The sequence below is a fragment of the Rhizobium sp. PAMB 3174 genome, from assembly GCF_052908375.1.
The window spans coordinates 3,235,207-3,247,889 of the sequence record NZ_CM128608.1 but is presented as its reverse complement, the minus strand read 5'-3'; the positions used below and the strand labels follow the sequence as shown (position 1 = coordinate 3,247,889).

The window sequence follows — 12,683 nt, the reverse complement described above, 5'->3', positions numbered from 1 at the left end:
TCCCCCGTGCGCGCGCAAGCTGTAAGTCCGCTCCCGGACACGTTGCAAGACCGGAATCGGCAAAACTAGTACGATTTGCTTATTATATTGATCGACTATTGCACGACGCGACGCGCGTTCAGGCAAGCTCGAAGCGGATCGGCTGCGCGCCCTTCCACAGCGTCGTCCTGCCAAGCTCGTAAAGCCGATCGAGACCGTCGGTGATCGTGATGAAGTGGTTGCCGGCAAGCTGGCCGGCCTTCGAGGCGAAGCAGACATTGCCGTAGGCGATCAGGATTTCCGTCTCGCTGACGCCGCCCGGATAGAGGATCACCTGACCGGGCGAGGGGTAGCTTGTCGCATCCTCGTAGCCGACGCCGAAATCTCGATCACCGAGCGGGATCCAGACCCCTTCGCCGCTCCAGCGCACATGCACGATCTGGCTTTCGAAGGGCATTGCCTTGCGAAAGGCCGCGACGGTTGCCGGCGCGCGCTTGTCCTCGAAGCGGGCCGGGAACTGGAAGGGCCCTGCGTGAATGATGAGATCTGGCATGGCGGATTCCTTCCTGAAGGCTTGGATGTCTACGCTTTTGTGAGAACTCTTCTCACGCAGATGCGAAACTTTCAATCGTCCGGCAGACATCCCCAGCAGGCAGCGGTTAAACGTCGCAAAAGCCTCATTGTCCGCGCCCCGGGTGTTGACGCTTGTGGGGCACGGGACTAAATTTAGAATAATTCTAAATTGAGGTTTTCCATGCTGCGTCTTTTTTCCCCTTCCAAGAAATCCTTCGAATCCCTGAGCGAGGAGGAGGTCCTGGGTCTGGCCATCTCCTCGGAGGAGGATGACGCGCGCATCTACCGTGCCTATGCCGCGATGTTGAAGGACCGGGCGCCGCAGTCCGCCAAGGTGTTTGAGGACATGGCCCTGGTGGAAGTCACCCACAAGAACATGCTGATCGACATGTTTCGCCGCCGCTTTGGCGAGGAGATCCCGCTGATCCGCCGCGAGCACGTCCGCGGCTTTCCCGAGCGCAAGCCGGACTGGCTGATGCAGACCATGTCGCTGGAAAAGATGCGCGACCAGGCCGAGGCCATGGAAGCGCAGGCCTACCGCTTTTACACCGAGGCGGCCAAGCGCACCTCGGACGCCTCGACCCGCAAGCTCTTGGATGAACTGGCGCTCGCCGAGCAGGGGCACGAGGAAACCGCCCACATGCTGACCGAACGCCACCTTGGCGACGGCGCGCGCGAGGAGGAGGACCAGGCCGAACACAAGCAGTTCGTCCTGACTTATGTCCAGCCCGGTCTTGCTGGCCTGATGGACGGCTCCGTCTCCACGCTGGCGCCGATCTTCGCGGCGGCCTTCGCCACCGGCGACACGTGGCAGACCTTCCTTGTCGGCCTGTCGGCATCAGTTGGCGCCGGCATCTCCATGGGCTTTACTGAAGCCGCACACGATGACGGCGTCATCTCCGGCCGCGGATCGCCGATCAAGCGCGGCCTGGCGTCGGGCATCATGACGGCGATCGGCGGCCTCGGTCACGCCCTGCCGTACCTCATCCCGCATTTCTGGACCGCGACGGCGATTGCCGCGGTGGTCGTGTTCGTCGAACTCTGGGCGATCGCCTTCATCCAGAACAAGTACATGGAAACGCCGTTCCTGCGCGCCGCCTTCCAGGTCGTGCTCGGTGGCTCGCTCGTGCTTGCCGCCGGCGTCCTGATCGGCAACTCGGGATAAGCGCAGGGCCTCAAATCCGACAGAGCGAACGCGAAAAAGCTCCCGGCGAGCACCGGGCGCTTTTTCGTAAGTCAGATCGAAAGGTTTACTTGAGCGCGCCGACCAGCACTTCGTCGGAGTTCTCGATCGTCACCCACCGGCCCGAATTGAAGGCCGCCTGGCGCTTCAGATAGGTGTAGGGGGTGTCCGACCAGAGCTTCACCTGGTTGTCGAGATTGTCGAGGATATAGTCTCCTTCGGACGTCCGGAGCGTCAGTACCGCGTGGCCCTCGCCGTCCGGCTTGCGCACGACGGTGATCAGCAGGTCCTGCGCGCCAAAACCCTTTTCCATCAAGAGCTTCTGCTTCAGGAGGACAAAGTCCTCGCAGTCACCGGCGGTCGTCGGGTAGGCCCAGACTTCCTCGCGGCCGTAGAGCTCCTCGTCGGTCATCGGCACGATCGTCGTGTTGACGGTGGTGTTGATCTTGCGGATCACGTCCCAGCCATAGGCGGTGATCTTCGGCGCCGGCTCGACCTTGCTGCGGATGCTGCACTCGGCCTTGTTGATCTTGCAGAATTCGTAATGGCCGATCGGCTGGGAGGTGATGTTGCCGGTGATCATCGCGCGCAGCTTGTTCTGTGCCGGCATAGCGATGTTGGCGGATGCCAGTATGGCCATGATGGCCACGAAAAGCATGGTTTTGCCTGATCCGGTCATGATCAACCCGTCCCCTAATTCTTAACAAAGAGTTAAGAACGTCGAGGCGGGTCGAGTCAATCATTATGACTTCGTTAACCATGGCCGATTGGGCTTATGGTTAAAATTGAAGTTATTCTGCAACCATGCCTTCGACGGCCGCAAGCATGCGCTCGATGTCCTGCGGGCGCGACAGCCGGTGGTCGCCGTCGCGGATGAGCGTCATGACCACGTCGTCGGCCGGCAGATGATTGAGAAGCTTCAGCGCGTGGGCGTAGGGCACGTCCGGGTCCTGCATGCCCTGCAGGATGTGGACGGGGCATCCCGTCTCGATGATGCCGTCGAGCACGCGGTTCTGCCGCCCGTCCTCGATCAGCGCACGGGTGAAGACGTTCGGATCGGCGCTGTATTCGGACGGCTCCTCGAAATAACCGCGCTCGGCAAGCGACGTCTTCTCCGCCTCCGTCAGAGCGGGCTCGATGAGCTCATAGGTGAAGTCCGGCGCCGGCGCGATCAGCACGATACCGGCAAGCCGCCCGGCGTCCCCGCGCTTCTTCATCTCCTCGACGACGCGAAGGGCAACCCAGCCGCCGAGCGAGGAGCCGACAAGGATCATTCTCTCCTTTATATAGTGGTCGATGACGGCCAGCGCCTCTTCCAGCCAGAGCGAGATGGTGCCGTCGCGATAGTCGCCGCTCGACCTGCCGTGACCCGAATAGTCGAACCGGACGCAGCCGATCCCGTTCTCCTCGGCGAAATGGTCCAGCTCTATCGCCTTGGTTCCGTCCATGTCGGAGCGGTAGCCGCCAAGCCAGACGAGCGTCGGCGCATCCGTTGCGTCGGTGGCCGGGCGTGCCGCAACAGCGATCCTGCGTTCGGGCGATGAGGTGGCAAGGGTCAGGAATTCCATGTCGATTGTATCCGCTCCGCTTTGCTTTTGAGGGCATGAGGGTTGAATTTTCCCCGTGTTAAACCAGATTCTGTCTCCTGCGGACAGGTGGTGATTTTTTCTTGAAGGCGTGCTATTGACTTCACCGGGGTAATCACGACATTGCCGCGAAAAGCGGAGCTATCCGCATTTATTCGACCGTCATCTGCAATAGTTTGAGGAGAACACGACCATTCGCAGACCTTTCAAAGCCGGCGCACCGACCAGCGAGGGCCCTCGCGCCAACGGGGACATCCGCGTTCCCAAAATCCAGCTCATCAACGATGAAGGCCAGAATCTCGGCGTCGTTTCCACCGATGAAGCACTGGCGCTTGCCGAACAGGCGGGTCTCGACCTCGTCGAAATCTCTCCGAATTCCGAACCTCCGGTCTGCAAGATCCTCGATCTGGGCAAGCTGAAGTATCAGAACCAGAAGAAGGCCGCCGAGCAGCGCAAGAAGCAGAAGGTCATCGAGATCAAGGAGATCAAGATGCGCCCGAACATCGACACCCATGACTACGAGGTGAAGATGAAGGCGATGAACCGCTTCTTCGAAGAAGGCGACAAGGTCAAGGTCACGCTGCGTTTCCGTGGTCGTGAAATGGCGCACCAGGAACTCGGCATGAAGCTCCTGATGCAGGTCAAGGACGACACGGCGGAAATCGCCAAGGTTGAGGCCGAGCCGAAGCTCGAAGGCCGTCAGATGATGATGGTTCTCGCTCCGCGCTGAGCTGAATTAAGACCGATTTTGCTCGAAGCCGCTCGTCATGGGGCGGCTTTTTGCATTCCGGGAAACAAAGCGCCGGACCCGGCTTGCACTTTCAAAGCCTTGCGGTTATAAGCGCGCGTTCCGAACGGTCCGGCAGGGCATGCCGAGGCCGTTCTTAATGCTGTCGGACCTGCATCTTCAACGGGTCCGCGACCAATATGAAGAACGGAGTAGCAAAATGCCCAAGATGAAGACGAAATCGTCCGCCAAGAAGCGGTTCAAGATCACCGCGACCGGCAAGGTCGTCGCGGCTGCCGCCGGCAAGCGCCACGGCATGATCAAGCGGTCCAACAAGTTCATCCGCGACGCACGCGGCACGATGGTTCTCGCCGAAGCAGACGGCAAGAAGGTCGTGAAGAACTACCTGCCCAACGGTCTCTGAGACTTTCGGCATTTTTGGATTTTAAGGAGATCATGACATGGCACGTGTAAAACGCGGCGTAACCGCTCACGCCAAGCACAAGAAGACCCTCAAGGCAGCCAAGGGCTTTTACGGCCGCCGCAAGAACACCATCCGCACCGCCAAGGCTGCGGTTGATCGCGCCAAGCAGTACGCTTACCGCGACCGCAAGGTCAACAAGCGCAATTTCCGCGCTCTGTGGATCCAGCGTATCAACGCCGCCGTCCGCGAATTCGGCCTGACCTACGGCCGCTTCATCGACGGCCTCAACAAGGCTGGCATCGAAGTTGACCGCAAGGTCCTCTCCGACATGGCGATCCATGAGCCGGAAGCATTCGGTGCGCTCGTTGCTGCCTCCAAGAAGGCGCTCGAGTACCTGAAGTCGGAAGGCACCACCAACGAGTTTGAACGCGCAGTCGGCTAAGACCAGCGCTTCCCAAGCTTGCACTTTATCAGAATTGGGAAACCCGCGCTGGCAGGGCCAGCGCGGGTTTTTCTGTTGTCAGGGTCCTGCGGGCGGATTAAGCAATGCGCCGGCAGACGATTAGGAAAGTTTTGAGAAACATGTCCGACCTGGAAATTTTGAAGACATCGCTGATGAGCGACATTGCCGCGGCCCTTGACGAAGGCTCGATCGAAGCCGTCCGCGTTTCGGCTCTCGGCAAGAAGGGGTCCATCTCCGAGCTTCTGAAGACGCTCGGCAAGATGTCGCCGGAAGAACGCAAGACCCGTGGCGCCGAGATCAATGCGATGCGCGACGAGGTCGCCGAGGCGATCGCCGCCCGCAAGTCCGATCTGAAGGCCGTCGCCATCGCCGAACGCCTGAAGGCCGAGACGGTGGACGTCTCTCTGCCGGTGCGTTCCTCCCCGGCCGAGCGCGGCCGCATCCATCCGATCAGCCAGATCGTCGACGAGATCACGGCGATCTTCGGCGACATGGGCTTCTCGATCGCGGAAGGCCCCGACGTCGAGACGGACTACTACAATTTCACCGCGCTGAACTTCCCGGAAGGCCATCCGGCCCGCGAGATGCACGACACCTTCTTCTTCGGCGCCGATGAAAAGGGCGAGCGCAAGGTGCTGCGCACCCACACCTCGCCGGTGCAGATCCGCACCATGGAGGCCCAGGAGCCGCCGATCCGCATCATCATTCCCGGCAAGACCTATCGCCAGGACAGCGACGCCACGCACTCGCCGATGTTCCACCAGGTCGAGGGCCTGGTCATCGACAAGAAGGCAAACGTCGCCAACCTGCGCTGGGTGCTGGAAGAATTCTGCAAGGCCTTCTTCGAGGTCGACAGCGTGACGATGCGTTTCCGCCCGTCCTTCTTCCCCTTCACCGAGCCGTCCTTCGAGGTCGACATCCAGTGCGACCGCTCCGGCCCGATCGTGAAGTTCGGCGAAGGCACCGACTGGATGGAGATCCTCGGCTGCGGCATGGTGCATCCGAACGTCCTGAAGTTCGGCGGGATCGATCCCGACGAGTATCAGGGCTTTGCCTGGGGCATGGGCCTCGACCGCATCGCCATGCTGAAATACGGCATGCCGGACCTGCGCGACTTCTTCAATGCGGACGCGCGCTGGATGACCCATTACGGCTTCCGTCCTCTGGACATGCCGACGCTGTTTGCAGGTCTGTCGTCGTGACGTCGGTGGCCCCCGACGATCACCGCCGGCAGCCCGTCGACGCCATGTGCGACGACAGCTACCTGCACGTGGAACTGGCCGACGGCCGGGTGATTTCCGTGCCAGTCGGCTGGGCGCCGGCTCTGGAAGCGGCAACGCCGACCGAGCGCAACGCCATGGAATTCATGTCGGCCAGCGTCTTCTGGCCGGAGCTCGGCGCGGAAATCGCGGTCGCCGACCTGCTCGCCGGAGAAGCCGCCGTCAAGGCCGCCGTCGCGCCGCAGGTCGAACTCGAAGCAGATGCATTGTTGAGATCCGTATCGGAAAGAATGGGCTGATCCGATGCCGACAGTCCTCCGGAAATATGGGTTCCGTTTTCATTTCTACGGATCCGATATGGGGGAACCGGCACATATTCATGTGACCGGCCATGGCGGCAAGGGCAAGATCTGGTTGAACCCGATTGAGGTGGCAGAGTGTCAGGGCTTCAAAGCCAATGATCTGAAGCGTATTCTTGAAGTGGCAAGCGAAAATAGGCAGTTGTTTCTGGAGGCATGGGATGAATTCTTCAAATCCATATCCTGACAATGAGCGTCCGGTCGAGGCTTGGTGCGATCCGAAGCATCTGCATGTAAAGCTTGCCGATGGAAGGGAAGTGGTGACCCCGCTTTGGTGGTATCCTCGGCTTCTCTCGGCCTCGCCATCCGAGCGCAACAATGTCGAGTTGATGTTGGACGGGGTTCATTGGCCGGACGTCGATGAGGATTTGTCGGTACGCGGAATGCTAAGCGGCTGGAAATATCCGAATGCCGTCGAGCCAAGGGAAGTGGCGTGATGATCGGATATATGGCTTCTTTGGAATTTGAAACCGAAGAAATGCGGCCGGTGAAGTTAGCATGAGCGAACTCGTGCACTATTTTGTAACCGATATCGAGACGGATGGTCCGGATTGCGCAAAGCACTCTATGCTGAGTTTTGCGACGGTCGTTGTCCGTCAAGACGGCACTATTTGCGGAGAATTTGAGGCGGCGATGACGTCGCGTGCAGATCGGACCACCGACCCCCGAACGATGGATTGGTGGGCGACTCAGCCGGAGGCTTGGGAAGCCGCAACATCAAATGCGGAAGCACCGGAAAAGGTGATGACGAAGTATGCGGATTGGATCGAGAGCTTTGAAGGCAAGCGCGCCTTTGCCGCTCGTCCCTTGATGTTCGACGGAATCTGGATCGATCGCTACTTACGCGATTTCGCTGGTTGTTTCGTGCTTGATGTCGCTCACTGGGGACGCTGCCTGTTCAACGAAAGTCCACTCGACATTGGCACATTCATGGCGGGTGTTTTCGGACGTGTGAACATGCTCGCCGGCAATCATGCGACACCCGAGGATTGGCTTGGAGATCACAAGCACACCCATCGAGCGATTGACGATGCGCGCGGATACGCGAGCGTCCTGCAGCGACTGCTGCGACTTGCCTCCCAACGTCCGCGCCTGCTGGATGATTACCTTGATGCCGAACCGGTGACATGATCCGGCAAAAGACTGACATGAATGAGGAGGGCCGAGCGGCCTTTCAAACGCGATGACACGGAAGATCGACCAATGAAATTCACACTCTCCTGGCTCAAGGAACACCTTGAAACCGAAGCAACGCTCGATGAGATCTGCGCCCGCCTGACGATGATCGGGCTGGAGGTCGAGGATGTCGACGACCGGGCGGCCTTCAAGCCATTTGTCATCGCCAAGGTGCTCTCGGCGGAAAAGCATCCGGAAGCGGACCGCCTGAAGGTGCTCTCGGTCGATGCCGGCGACGGCAAGCCGGTGCAGATCGTCTGCGGGGCGCCGAATGCACGCGCCGGCCTCGTCGGCGCGCTGGCGCGGCCGGGCGACTATGTGCCGGGCATCGATGTCACCCTGTCGGTCGGCAAGATCCGCGGTGTCGAAAGCCACGGCATGATGTGCTCCGAAAAGGAGCTGATGATCTCCGACAATCACGACGGCATCATCGACCTGCCGGACAATGCGCCGGTCGGCACCTCCTACGCCGCCTATGCCGGCCTTGACGATCCGGTCATCGAGATCAACCTGACGCCGAACCGGCCGGACTGCACCGGCGTCTTCGGCATCGCCCGTGATCTCGCCGCCTCCGGCCTCGGCAAGCTGAAGACGCGCGCCGCGCCGTCGTTTGCCGTCGAAGGCGAGACGCCGGTCAAGGTGAAGCTCGATTTTTCCGCCGAAGACAAGCATCTCTGCCCGGGCTTCGCGTTGCGCCTGGTGCGCGGCGTCAAGAACGGCCCGAGCCCTGTCTGGATGCAGAAGCGGCTGAAGGCGATCGGTCTTCGTCCGATCAACGCGCTGGTCGACGTCACCAATTACATGACCTTCGACCAGGGCCGCCCGCTGCACGTCTTCGACGCCGCCAAGGTCGCCGGCAACCTCACGGTCCGCCGTGCGAAGGACGGCGAGAAGGTGCTGGCGCTCGACGAGCGTGAATACGAGCTCAACCCGGCCAACGTCGTCATCGCCGATGACAACGGCATCGAGTCGATCGGCGGCATCATGGGCGGCGAGCATTCCGGCTGCGACGAGAATACCGTCGACGTGCTGATCGAATCGGCGCTCTGGGACCCGATGAACATCGCCAAGTCCGGCCGCGCCCATGGCATCATCACCGATGCCCGCTACCGCTTCGAGCGCGGCGTCGATCCGGAATACATGGTTCCGGGCATCGAGCGCGCCACCGAACTGGTGCTCGAGCTGTGCGGCGGCACGCCGGCGAAACTCGATATCGTCGGCTATGACGGCTACAAGGGCAAGGTCATCGACTTCCCGTTTGCGGAAGTGAAGCGCCTGACCGGTCTCGATGTGCATGCCGAGGAAAGCGCCAAGATCCTGACCTCGCTCGGCTTCGGCGTCACGTCGAAGGGTGACCGCGCCGACGTGACGGTTCCGTCCTGGCGTCCTGACGTCGAGGGCAAGGCTGATCTCGTGGAAGAGGTTCTGCGCATTCACGGTGTCGACCGGGTCTCCGGCGCGCCGCTCGAAAGCTTCGGTGCTGTTAATAGCAAGATCCTGACGACGCTGCAGATCCGCACCCGCACGGCCAAGCGGGCGCTTGCTTCGCGCGGCATGCTGGAAGCCGTTACCTGGTCGTTCATCTCCGAAGAACAGGCAAAGCTCTTCGGTGGTGGTTCGGCGAAGCTGAAGCTTGCCAACCCGATTGCCGCCGACATGTCGGACATGCGTCCGTCGCTGCTGCCGGGTCTCATTGCCGCTGCCCAGCGCAATGCCGACAAGGGCTATGGCGACGTCGCGATCTTCGAAGTGTCCGGCACCTACGAGACCGACACGCCCGATGGCCAGCGCCGTGTTGCCGGCGGCATCCGCCGTGGCACCGCTTCGCTTGCCGGGTCCGGCCGCATGTGGTCGAACGCGGCCAAGGGCGGCGGCAAGCCGGTCGACGTCTTCGACGCCAAGGCCGATGCGCTCGCCGTGCTCGAAGCCTGCGGCCTGCCGATGGGTAACATCCAGATCGAGCAGGGCGGACCGGAATGGTTCCACCCCGGCCGCTCCGGCACCATCAAGATGGGCCCGAAGGTCGTGCTCGGCTATTTCGGCGAGTTCCACCCGCTGACGCTCGAGGCGATGGACGCCACCGGCGCGCTTTGCGGCTTCGAAGTCTATATCGACGCGATGCCGGAACCGAAGAAGAAGGCGACCCGCACCAAGCCGGCGCTCGACCTTTCGCCCTTCCAGGCGGTCAAGCGCGACTTCGCCTTCGTGGTCGACAAGTCGGTCGAAGCCGGCGCCATCCTGCGCGCCGCCACCGGTGCCGACCGCAAGCTGATCACCAGCGTCAACGTCTTCGATATCTTCGAGGGCGCGTCTCTCGGCGAAGGCAAGAAGTCGATTGCGATCGAAGTGGCGATCCAGCCGGCCGAGCGCACGCTGACGGATGAGGATTTCGAGGCGCTGTCGGCCAAGATCGTCGCCAATGTCGAAAAGACCACCGGCGGCGTGCTGCGCGCCTGATCGCGAACCAATCGATCGAACTGAAGACGGCCGGCGTTTCGCCGGCCGTTTTTCATGGATGGATGTAGTAGACCTTGCTGACGATCTGCCAATGCCCTTCGATCTTCAGCAGGGACAGGAGATCAGTGAAGCGCAAGCCGGCGAAATCGTCGCTCACCCTGGCGCTTGCGGTATCGCCGGTCACGTCGATCGACTGGATGTCCATGAAGGGCTGGCTGGCCGGATCGGCGGGCTGTTCCGCCAGCACCGCCTCGATGAAGGCGTCGCGCGTCAGCCATTCCACGACGCCCTGATAATTTCCGATGATCGAGGCCTGCGGATGGAACGCCTTCTTCAGCGCGCCCGCATTACCGAAGGCCATGCCTTCCACATAGAGATGAACGACGGTTTCAACGGCCTGTCTGTCACTCATGGCGGTCCTCCCGGTCCGAATGTGCAACGGAATTCTAGCACATTCGGACCGGAAAGGCATTCAGCGGAGTACGGGCGTGCCGTTCAGCGATTGACCATCGCCGACATCGCCTCCGGATAGCGGTTGCCGGCGACATTGTCGGGGGCAAAGGCGTCGGCCAGCCGGTCGAGGTCGCCTTGAGCCAGCTTGACGTCGGCGGCAGCCGCGTTCTGTTCCAGATGCGTGATCCGCCGGGCGCCGGGGATGGGAACGATCATGTCGCCCTGGGCCAGAACCCAGGCAAGCGCCACCTGTGCGGCGGTTGCCTGCTTCTCGGCAGCGATCTCCTCGACGATGGTGACCAGCCGGGCATTGGCGTCCATGTTCTCCTTCTGGAAGCGCGGCAGGGTCAGGCGGAAGTCATTGGCCGCAAGCCCTTCGGTCGAGCGCATCTTGCCGGTCAGGAATCCGCGGCCGAGCGGGCTGAAGGGCACGAAGCCGATGCCAAGCTTGCGGCAGGCATCCAGTACGCCGTTGCTTTCCACATCGCGGGTCCAGAGCGAGTATTCGCTCTGCAGGGCGGTGATCGGATGGACGGAATGCGCCTTGGCGAGCGTCTCGGCGGAAACCTCCGACAGGCCGATGTGGCGCACCTTGCCTTCCTTCACCAGCTCGGCCATCGCGCCAACGGTGTCCTCGATCGGCACGGTCGGGTCCATGCGGTGCAGGTAGAAGAGATCGATGACGTCCATGTCGAGCCGCTTCAGCGAGGCTTCGGCCACCTCCCGGGCATGTTCCGGCCGACCATCGGTGCCAGCAAGCGCCTGTGCGCCCGCGCGTTCGGGATCGATCTTGAAGCCGAACTTTGTGGCGATCACCACCTTGTCGCGCATAGGCTTCAGCGCCTTGCCGACCAGGACTTCATTGGTGAAAGGTCCATAGGCCTCTGCCGTGTCGAAGAAGGTCACACCGATGTCGACGGCGCGGTGCAGCGTCTTGACGGATTCGGCCTCGTCATAGCCGCCATAGGCATGGCTCATGCCCATGCAGCCGAGGCCGACGGTGGAAACGGAAAGGCCTTGTCCAAGCGTTCGGGTTTTCATGACAATCTCCTGTGTCTCGGGCGTTCTTGGGATGGGGCGAACTATAGGCCGATGATGCAGCGCTGATAATCCGTGCAATTGGCAATAGGTTGATCTAAATAATGGAACAATGAACCGGACACATCTCTCCCAGCTCGCCGTCTTCGCCGCCGTCGCTAGGGCCGGCAGCTTTCGCGCTGCCGCCCGCGAGCTCGAGATCGCGCCGTCGGCGGTCAGCCATGCCATCGGCAGTCTCGAGGAGAGCCTCGGCATACGGCTGCTGGCCCGCACCACCCGCAGCGTCCGGCCGACGGAGGAGGGGGAGCGTCTGCTGGCGACCGTCGTGCCTGCCTTCGCGGAAATCGACGCGGGCCTTTCCGCCGTCACCGACAGCGGCAACCGGCCGGCGGGACCGCTGCGCATCACCATGCCGCTTCTCGCGGCGGAGGATCTGGTCGTGCCGAAGCTCGGCGAATTCGTCGCGCGCTATCCGGATATCGAGCTGGACATCCGCACCAATGACCGGTTCGAGGATATCGTCGAGAACGGTTTCGACGCCGGTCTTCGGCTCGGCGAGCATCTCGAGGCCGACATGATCGCCGTCAAGGCAAGCGGTCCGTGGCGCGGCATTGTAGTGGGGTCACCTGACTATTTCGCGAAACATCCGAAGCCGGTGCACCCCGGCGACCTGATCGACCATCGCTGCATCCGCAGGCGGTTCTCCAGCGGCTGCATCTACCGATGGGAATTCGAAAAGGACGGCAAGGCGCTTGAAGTGGACGTGCGCGGTCCGGTCATCCTGTCCGACCAACGGCTGATGCGTTCCGCCGCGCTCGACGGCGCCGGTCTCGCCTATGTGTTCGACCGCCGCATCGAGGAGGATCTCGCCGAAGGCCGGCTGATCGCGGTGCTGGAGGATTGGAGCCCGCCCTTCGACGGCTTCCACATCTATTATCCCACCCGCCGGCAGATGCGGCCCGCGCTGCGCGCCTTCATCGACTTCTTCCGCCACTCCGGCTGACGCTGCGGCCGATTGCGGCAGGTCTTTTCTGCCCGACGGGCC

16 protein-coding genes are annotated in these 12,683 nt (G+C 61.7%); 11 read left to right on the top strand and 5 right to left on the bottom strand.

Going from position 1 to position 12,683, the window contains the following annotated elements; all coding sequences use genetic code 11:
• Nucleotides 1-118: 118 nt before the first annotated feature.
• Nucleotides 119-532 carry a DUF3830 family protein gene (locus ACU5AY_RS15635; RefSeq protein WP_446826891.1) on the bottom strand — a complete coding sequence of 138 codons (414 nt, stop codon included), beginning with the start codon at nucleotides 530-532 and terminating at the stop codon, nucleotides 119-121.
• 201 nt (nucleotides 533-733) lie between these two features.
• Here ACU5AY_RS15635 and mbfA point away from each other — a divergent pair, with 201 nt between their 5' ends.
• Nucleotides 734-1,717, top strand: a complete 984-nt coding sequence (mbfA, locus tag ACU5AY_RS15630; protein WP_446825605.1) for an iron exporter MbfA — start codon at nucleotides 734-736, stop codon at nucleotides 1,715-1,717.
• Between the two features lie 85 nt (nucleotides 1,718-1,802).
• Here the strand turns inward: mbfA and ACU5AY_RS15625 are convergent, their stop codons facing one another.
• Nucleotides 1,803-2,414 (bottom strand): transglutaminase-like cysteine peptidase, encoded by a 612-nt coding sequence (locus tag ACU5AY_RS15625; RefSeq protein ID WP_446826890.1) that lies wholly within the window; start codon nucleotides 2,412-2,414, stop codon nucleotides 1,803-1,805.
• Nucleotides 2,415-2,526: 112 nt separating this feature from the next.
• Nucleotides 2,527-3,303 (bottom strand): alpha/beta hydrolase, encoded by a 777-nt coding sequence (locus ACU5AY_RS15620; RefSeq protein WP_446826889.1) that lies wholly within the window; start codon nucleotides 3,301-3,303, stop codon nucleotides 2,527-2,529.
• A gap of 211 nt (nucleotides 3,304-3,514) precedes the next feature.
• On the opposite strand from ACU5AY_RS15620, the gene infC reads away from it, so the two are divergent.
• The 9 genes from infC (at nucleotide 3,515) to pheT (ending at nucleotide 10,147) form a co-directional block, all read left to right on the top strand.
• Entirely contained in the window at nucleotides 3,515-4,051 is a 537-nt protein-coding gene (infC, locus tag ACU5AY_RS15615) for a translation initiation factor IF-3 (RefSeq protein WP_261932012.1), read from the top strand.
• Between the two features lie 217 nt (nucleotides 4,052-4,268).
• Nucleotides 4,269-4,472, top strand: a complete 204-nt coding sequence (rpmI, locus tag ACU5AY_RS15610; RefSeq protein WP_446825602.1) for a 50S ribosomal protein L35 — start codon at nucleotides 4,269-4,271, stop codon at nucleotides 4,470-4,472.
• A gap of 37 nt (nucleotides 4,473-4,509) precedes the next feature.
• Complete coding sequence (rplT, locus tag ACU5AY_RS15605) at nucleotides 4,510-4,914, top strand: 50S ribosomal protein L20 (protein ID WP_446825601.1); 405 nt, start codon at nucleotides 4,510-4,512, stop codon at nucleotides 4,912-4,914.
• A 140-nt stretch (nucleotides 4,915-5,054) separates the two neighbouring features.
• On the top strand, nucleotides 5,055-6,137 hold the full coding sequence (gene pheS, locus ACU5AY_RS15600) for a phenylalanine--tRNA ligase subunit alpha (protein ID WP_446826888.1): 1,083 nt from the start codon (nucleotides 5,055-5,057) through the stop codon (nucleotides 6,135-6,137).
• Complete coding sequence (locus ACU5AY_RS15595) at nucleotides 6,134-6,454, top strand: DUF2442 domain-containing protein (protein ID WP_446826887.1); 321 nt, start codon at nucleotides 6,134-6,136, stop codon at nucleotides 6,452-6,454. Before pheS ends, ACU5AY_RS15595 begins: the two co-directional genes overlap by 4 nt.
• A 4-nt stretch (nucleotides 6,455-6,458) precedes the next feature.
• Complete coding sequence (locus ACU5AY_RS15590; RefSeq protein ID WP_446826886.1) at nucleotides 6,459-6,701, top strand: DUF4160 domain-containing protein; 243 nt, start codon at nucleotides 6,459-6,461, stop codon at nucleotides 6,699-6,701.
• Nucleotides 6,676-6,951 carry a DUF2442 domain-containing protein gene (locus ACU5AY_RS15585; RefSeq protein ID WP_446826885.1) on the top strand — a complete coding sequence of 92 codons (276 nt, stop codon included), beginning with the start codon at nucleotides 6,676-6,678 and terminating at the stop codon, nucleotides 6,949-6,951. Before ACU5AY_RS15590 ends, ACU5AY_RS15585 begins: the two co-directional genes overlap by 26 nt.
• A gap of 61 nt (nucleotides 6,952-7,012) precedes the next feature.
• Nucleotides 7,013-7,645 carry a 3'-5' exoribonuclease domain-containing protein gene (locus ACU5AY_RS15580; protein ID WP_446826884.1) on the top strand — a complete coding sequence of 211 codons (633 nt, stop codon included), beginning with the start codon at nucleotides 7,013-7,015 and terminating at the stop codon, nucleotides 7,643-7,645.
• A gap of 72 nt (nucleotides 7,646-7,717) precedes the next feature.
• Nucleotides 7,718-10,147, top strand: coding sequence for a phenylalanine--tRNA ligase subunit beta (gene pheT, locus ACU5AY_RS15575; protein ID WP_446826883.1), 2,430 nt, complete (start codon nucleotides 7,718-7,720; stop codon nucleotides 10,145-10,147).
• A 52-nt stretch (nucleotides 10,148-10,199) separates the two neighbouring features.
• Here pheT and ACU5AY_RS15570 read toward each other — a convergent pair whose 3' ends face one another.
• Both ACU5AY_RS15570 and ACU5AY_RS15565 read right to left on the bottom strand, forming a co-directional pair.
• Nucleotides 10,200-10,559, bottom strand: a complete 360-nt coding sequence (locus tag ACU5AY_RS15570) for a nuclear transport factor 2 family protein (RefSeq protein ID WP_446826882.1) — start codon at nucleotides 10,557-10,559, stop codon at nucleotides 10,200-10,202.
• Nucleotides 10,560-10,642: 83 nt separating this feature from the next.
• Complete coding sequence (locus ACU5AY_RS15565) at nucleotides 10,643-11,641, bottom strand: aldo/keto reductase (RefSeq protein ID WP_446826881.1); 999 nt, start codon at nucleotides 11,639-11,641, stop codon at nucleotides 10,643-10,645.
• 109 nt (nucleotides 11,642-11,750) lie between these two features.
• Here ACU5AY_RS15565 and ACU5AY_RS15560 point away from each other — a divergent pair, with 109 nt between their 5' ends.
• Nucleotides 11,751-12,641, top strand: a complete 891-nt coding sequence (locus tag ACU5AY_RS15560) for a LysR family transcriptional regulator (protein ID WP_446826880.1) — start codon at nucleotides 11,751-11,753, stop codon at nucleotides 12,639-12,641.
• The last annotated feature ends 42 nt before the right edge of the window (nucleotides 12,642-12,683 follow it).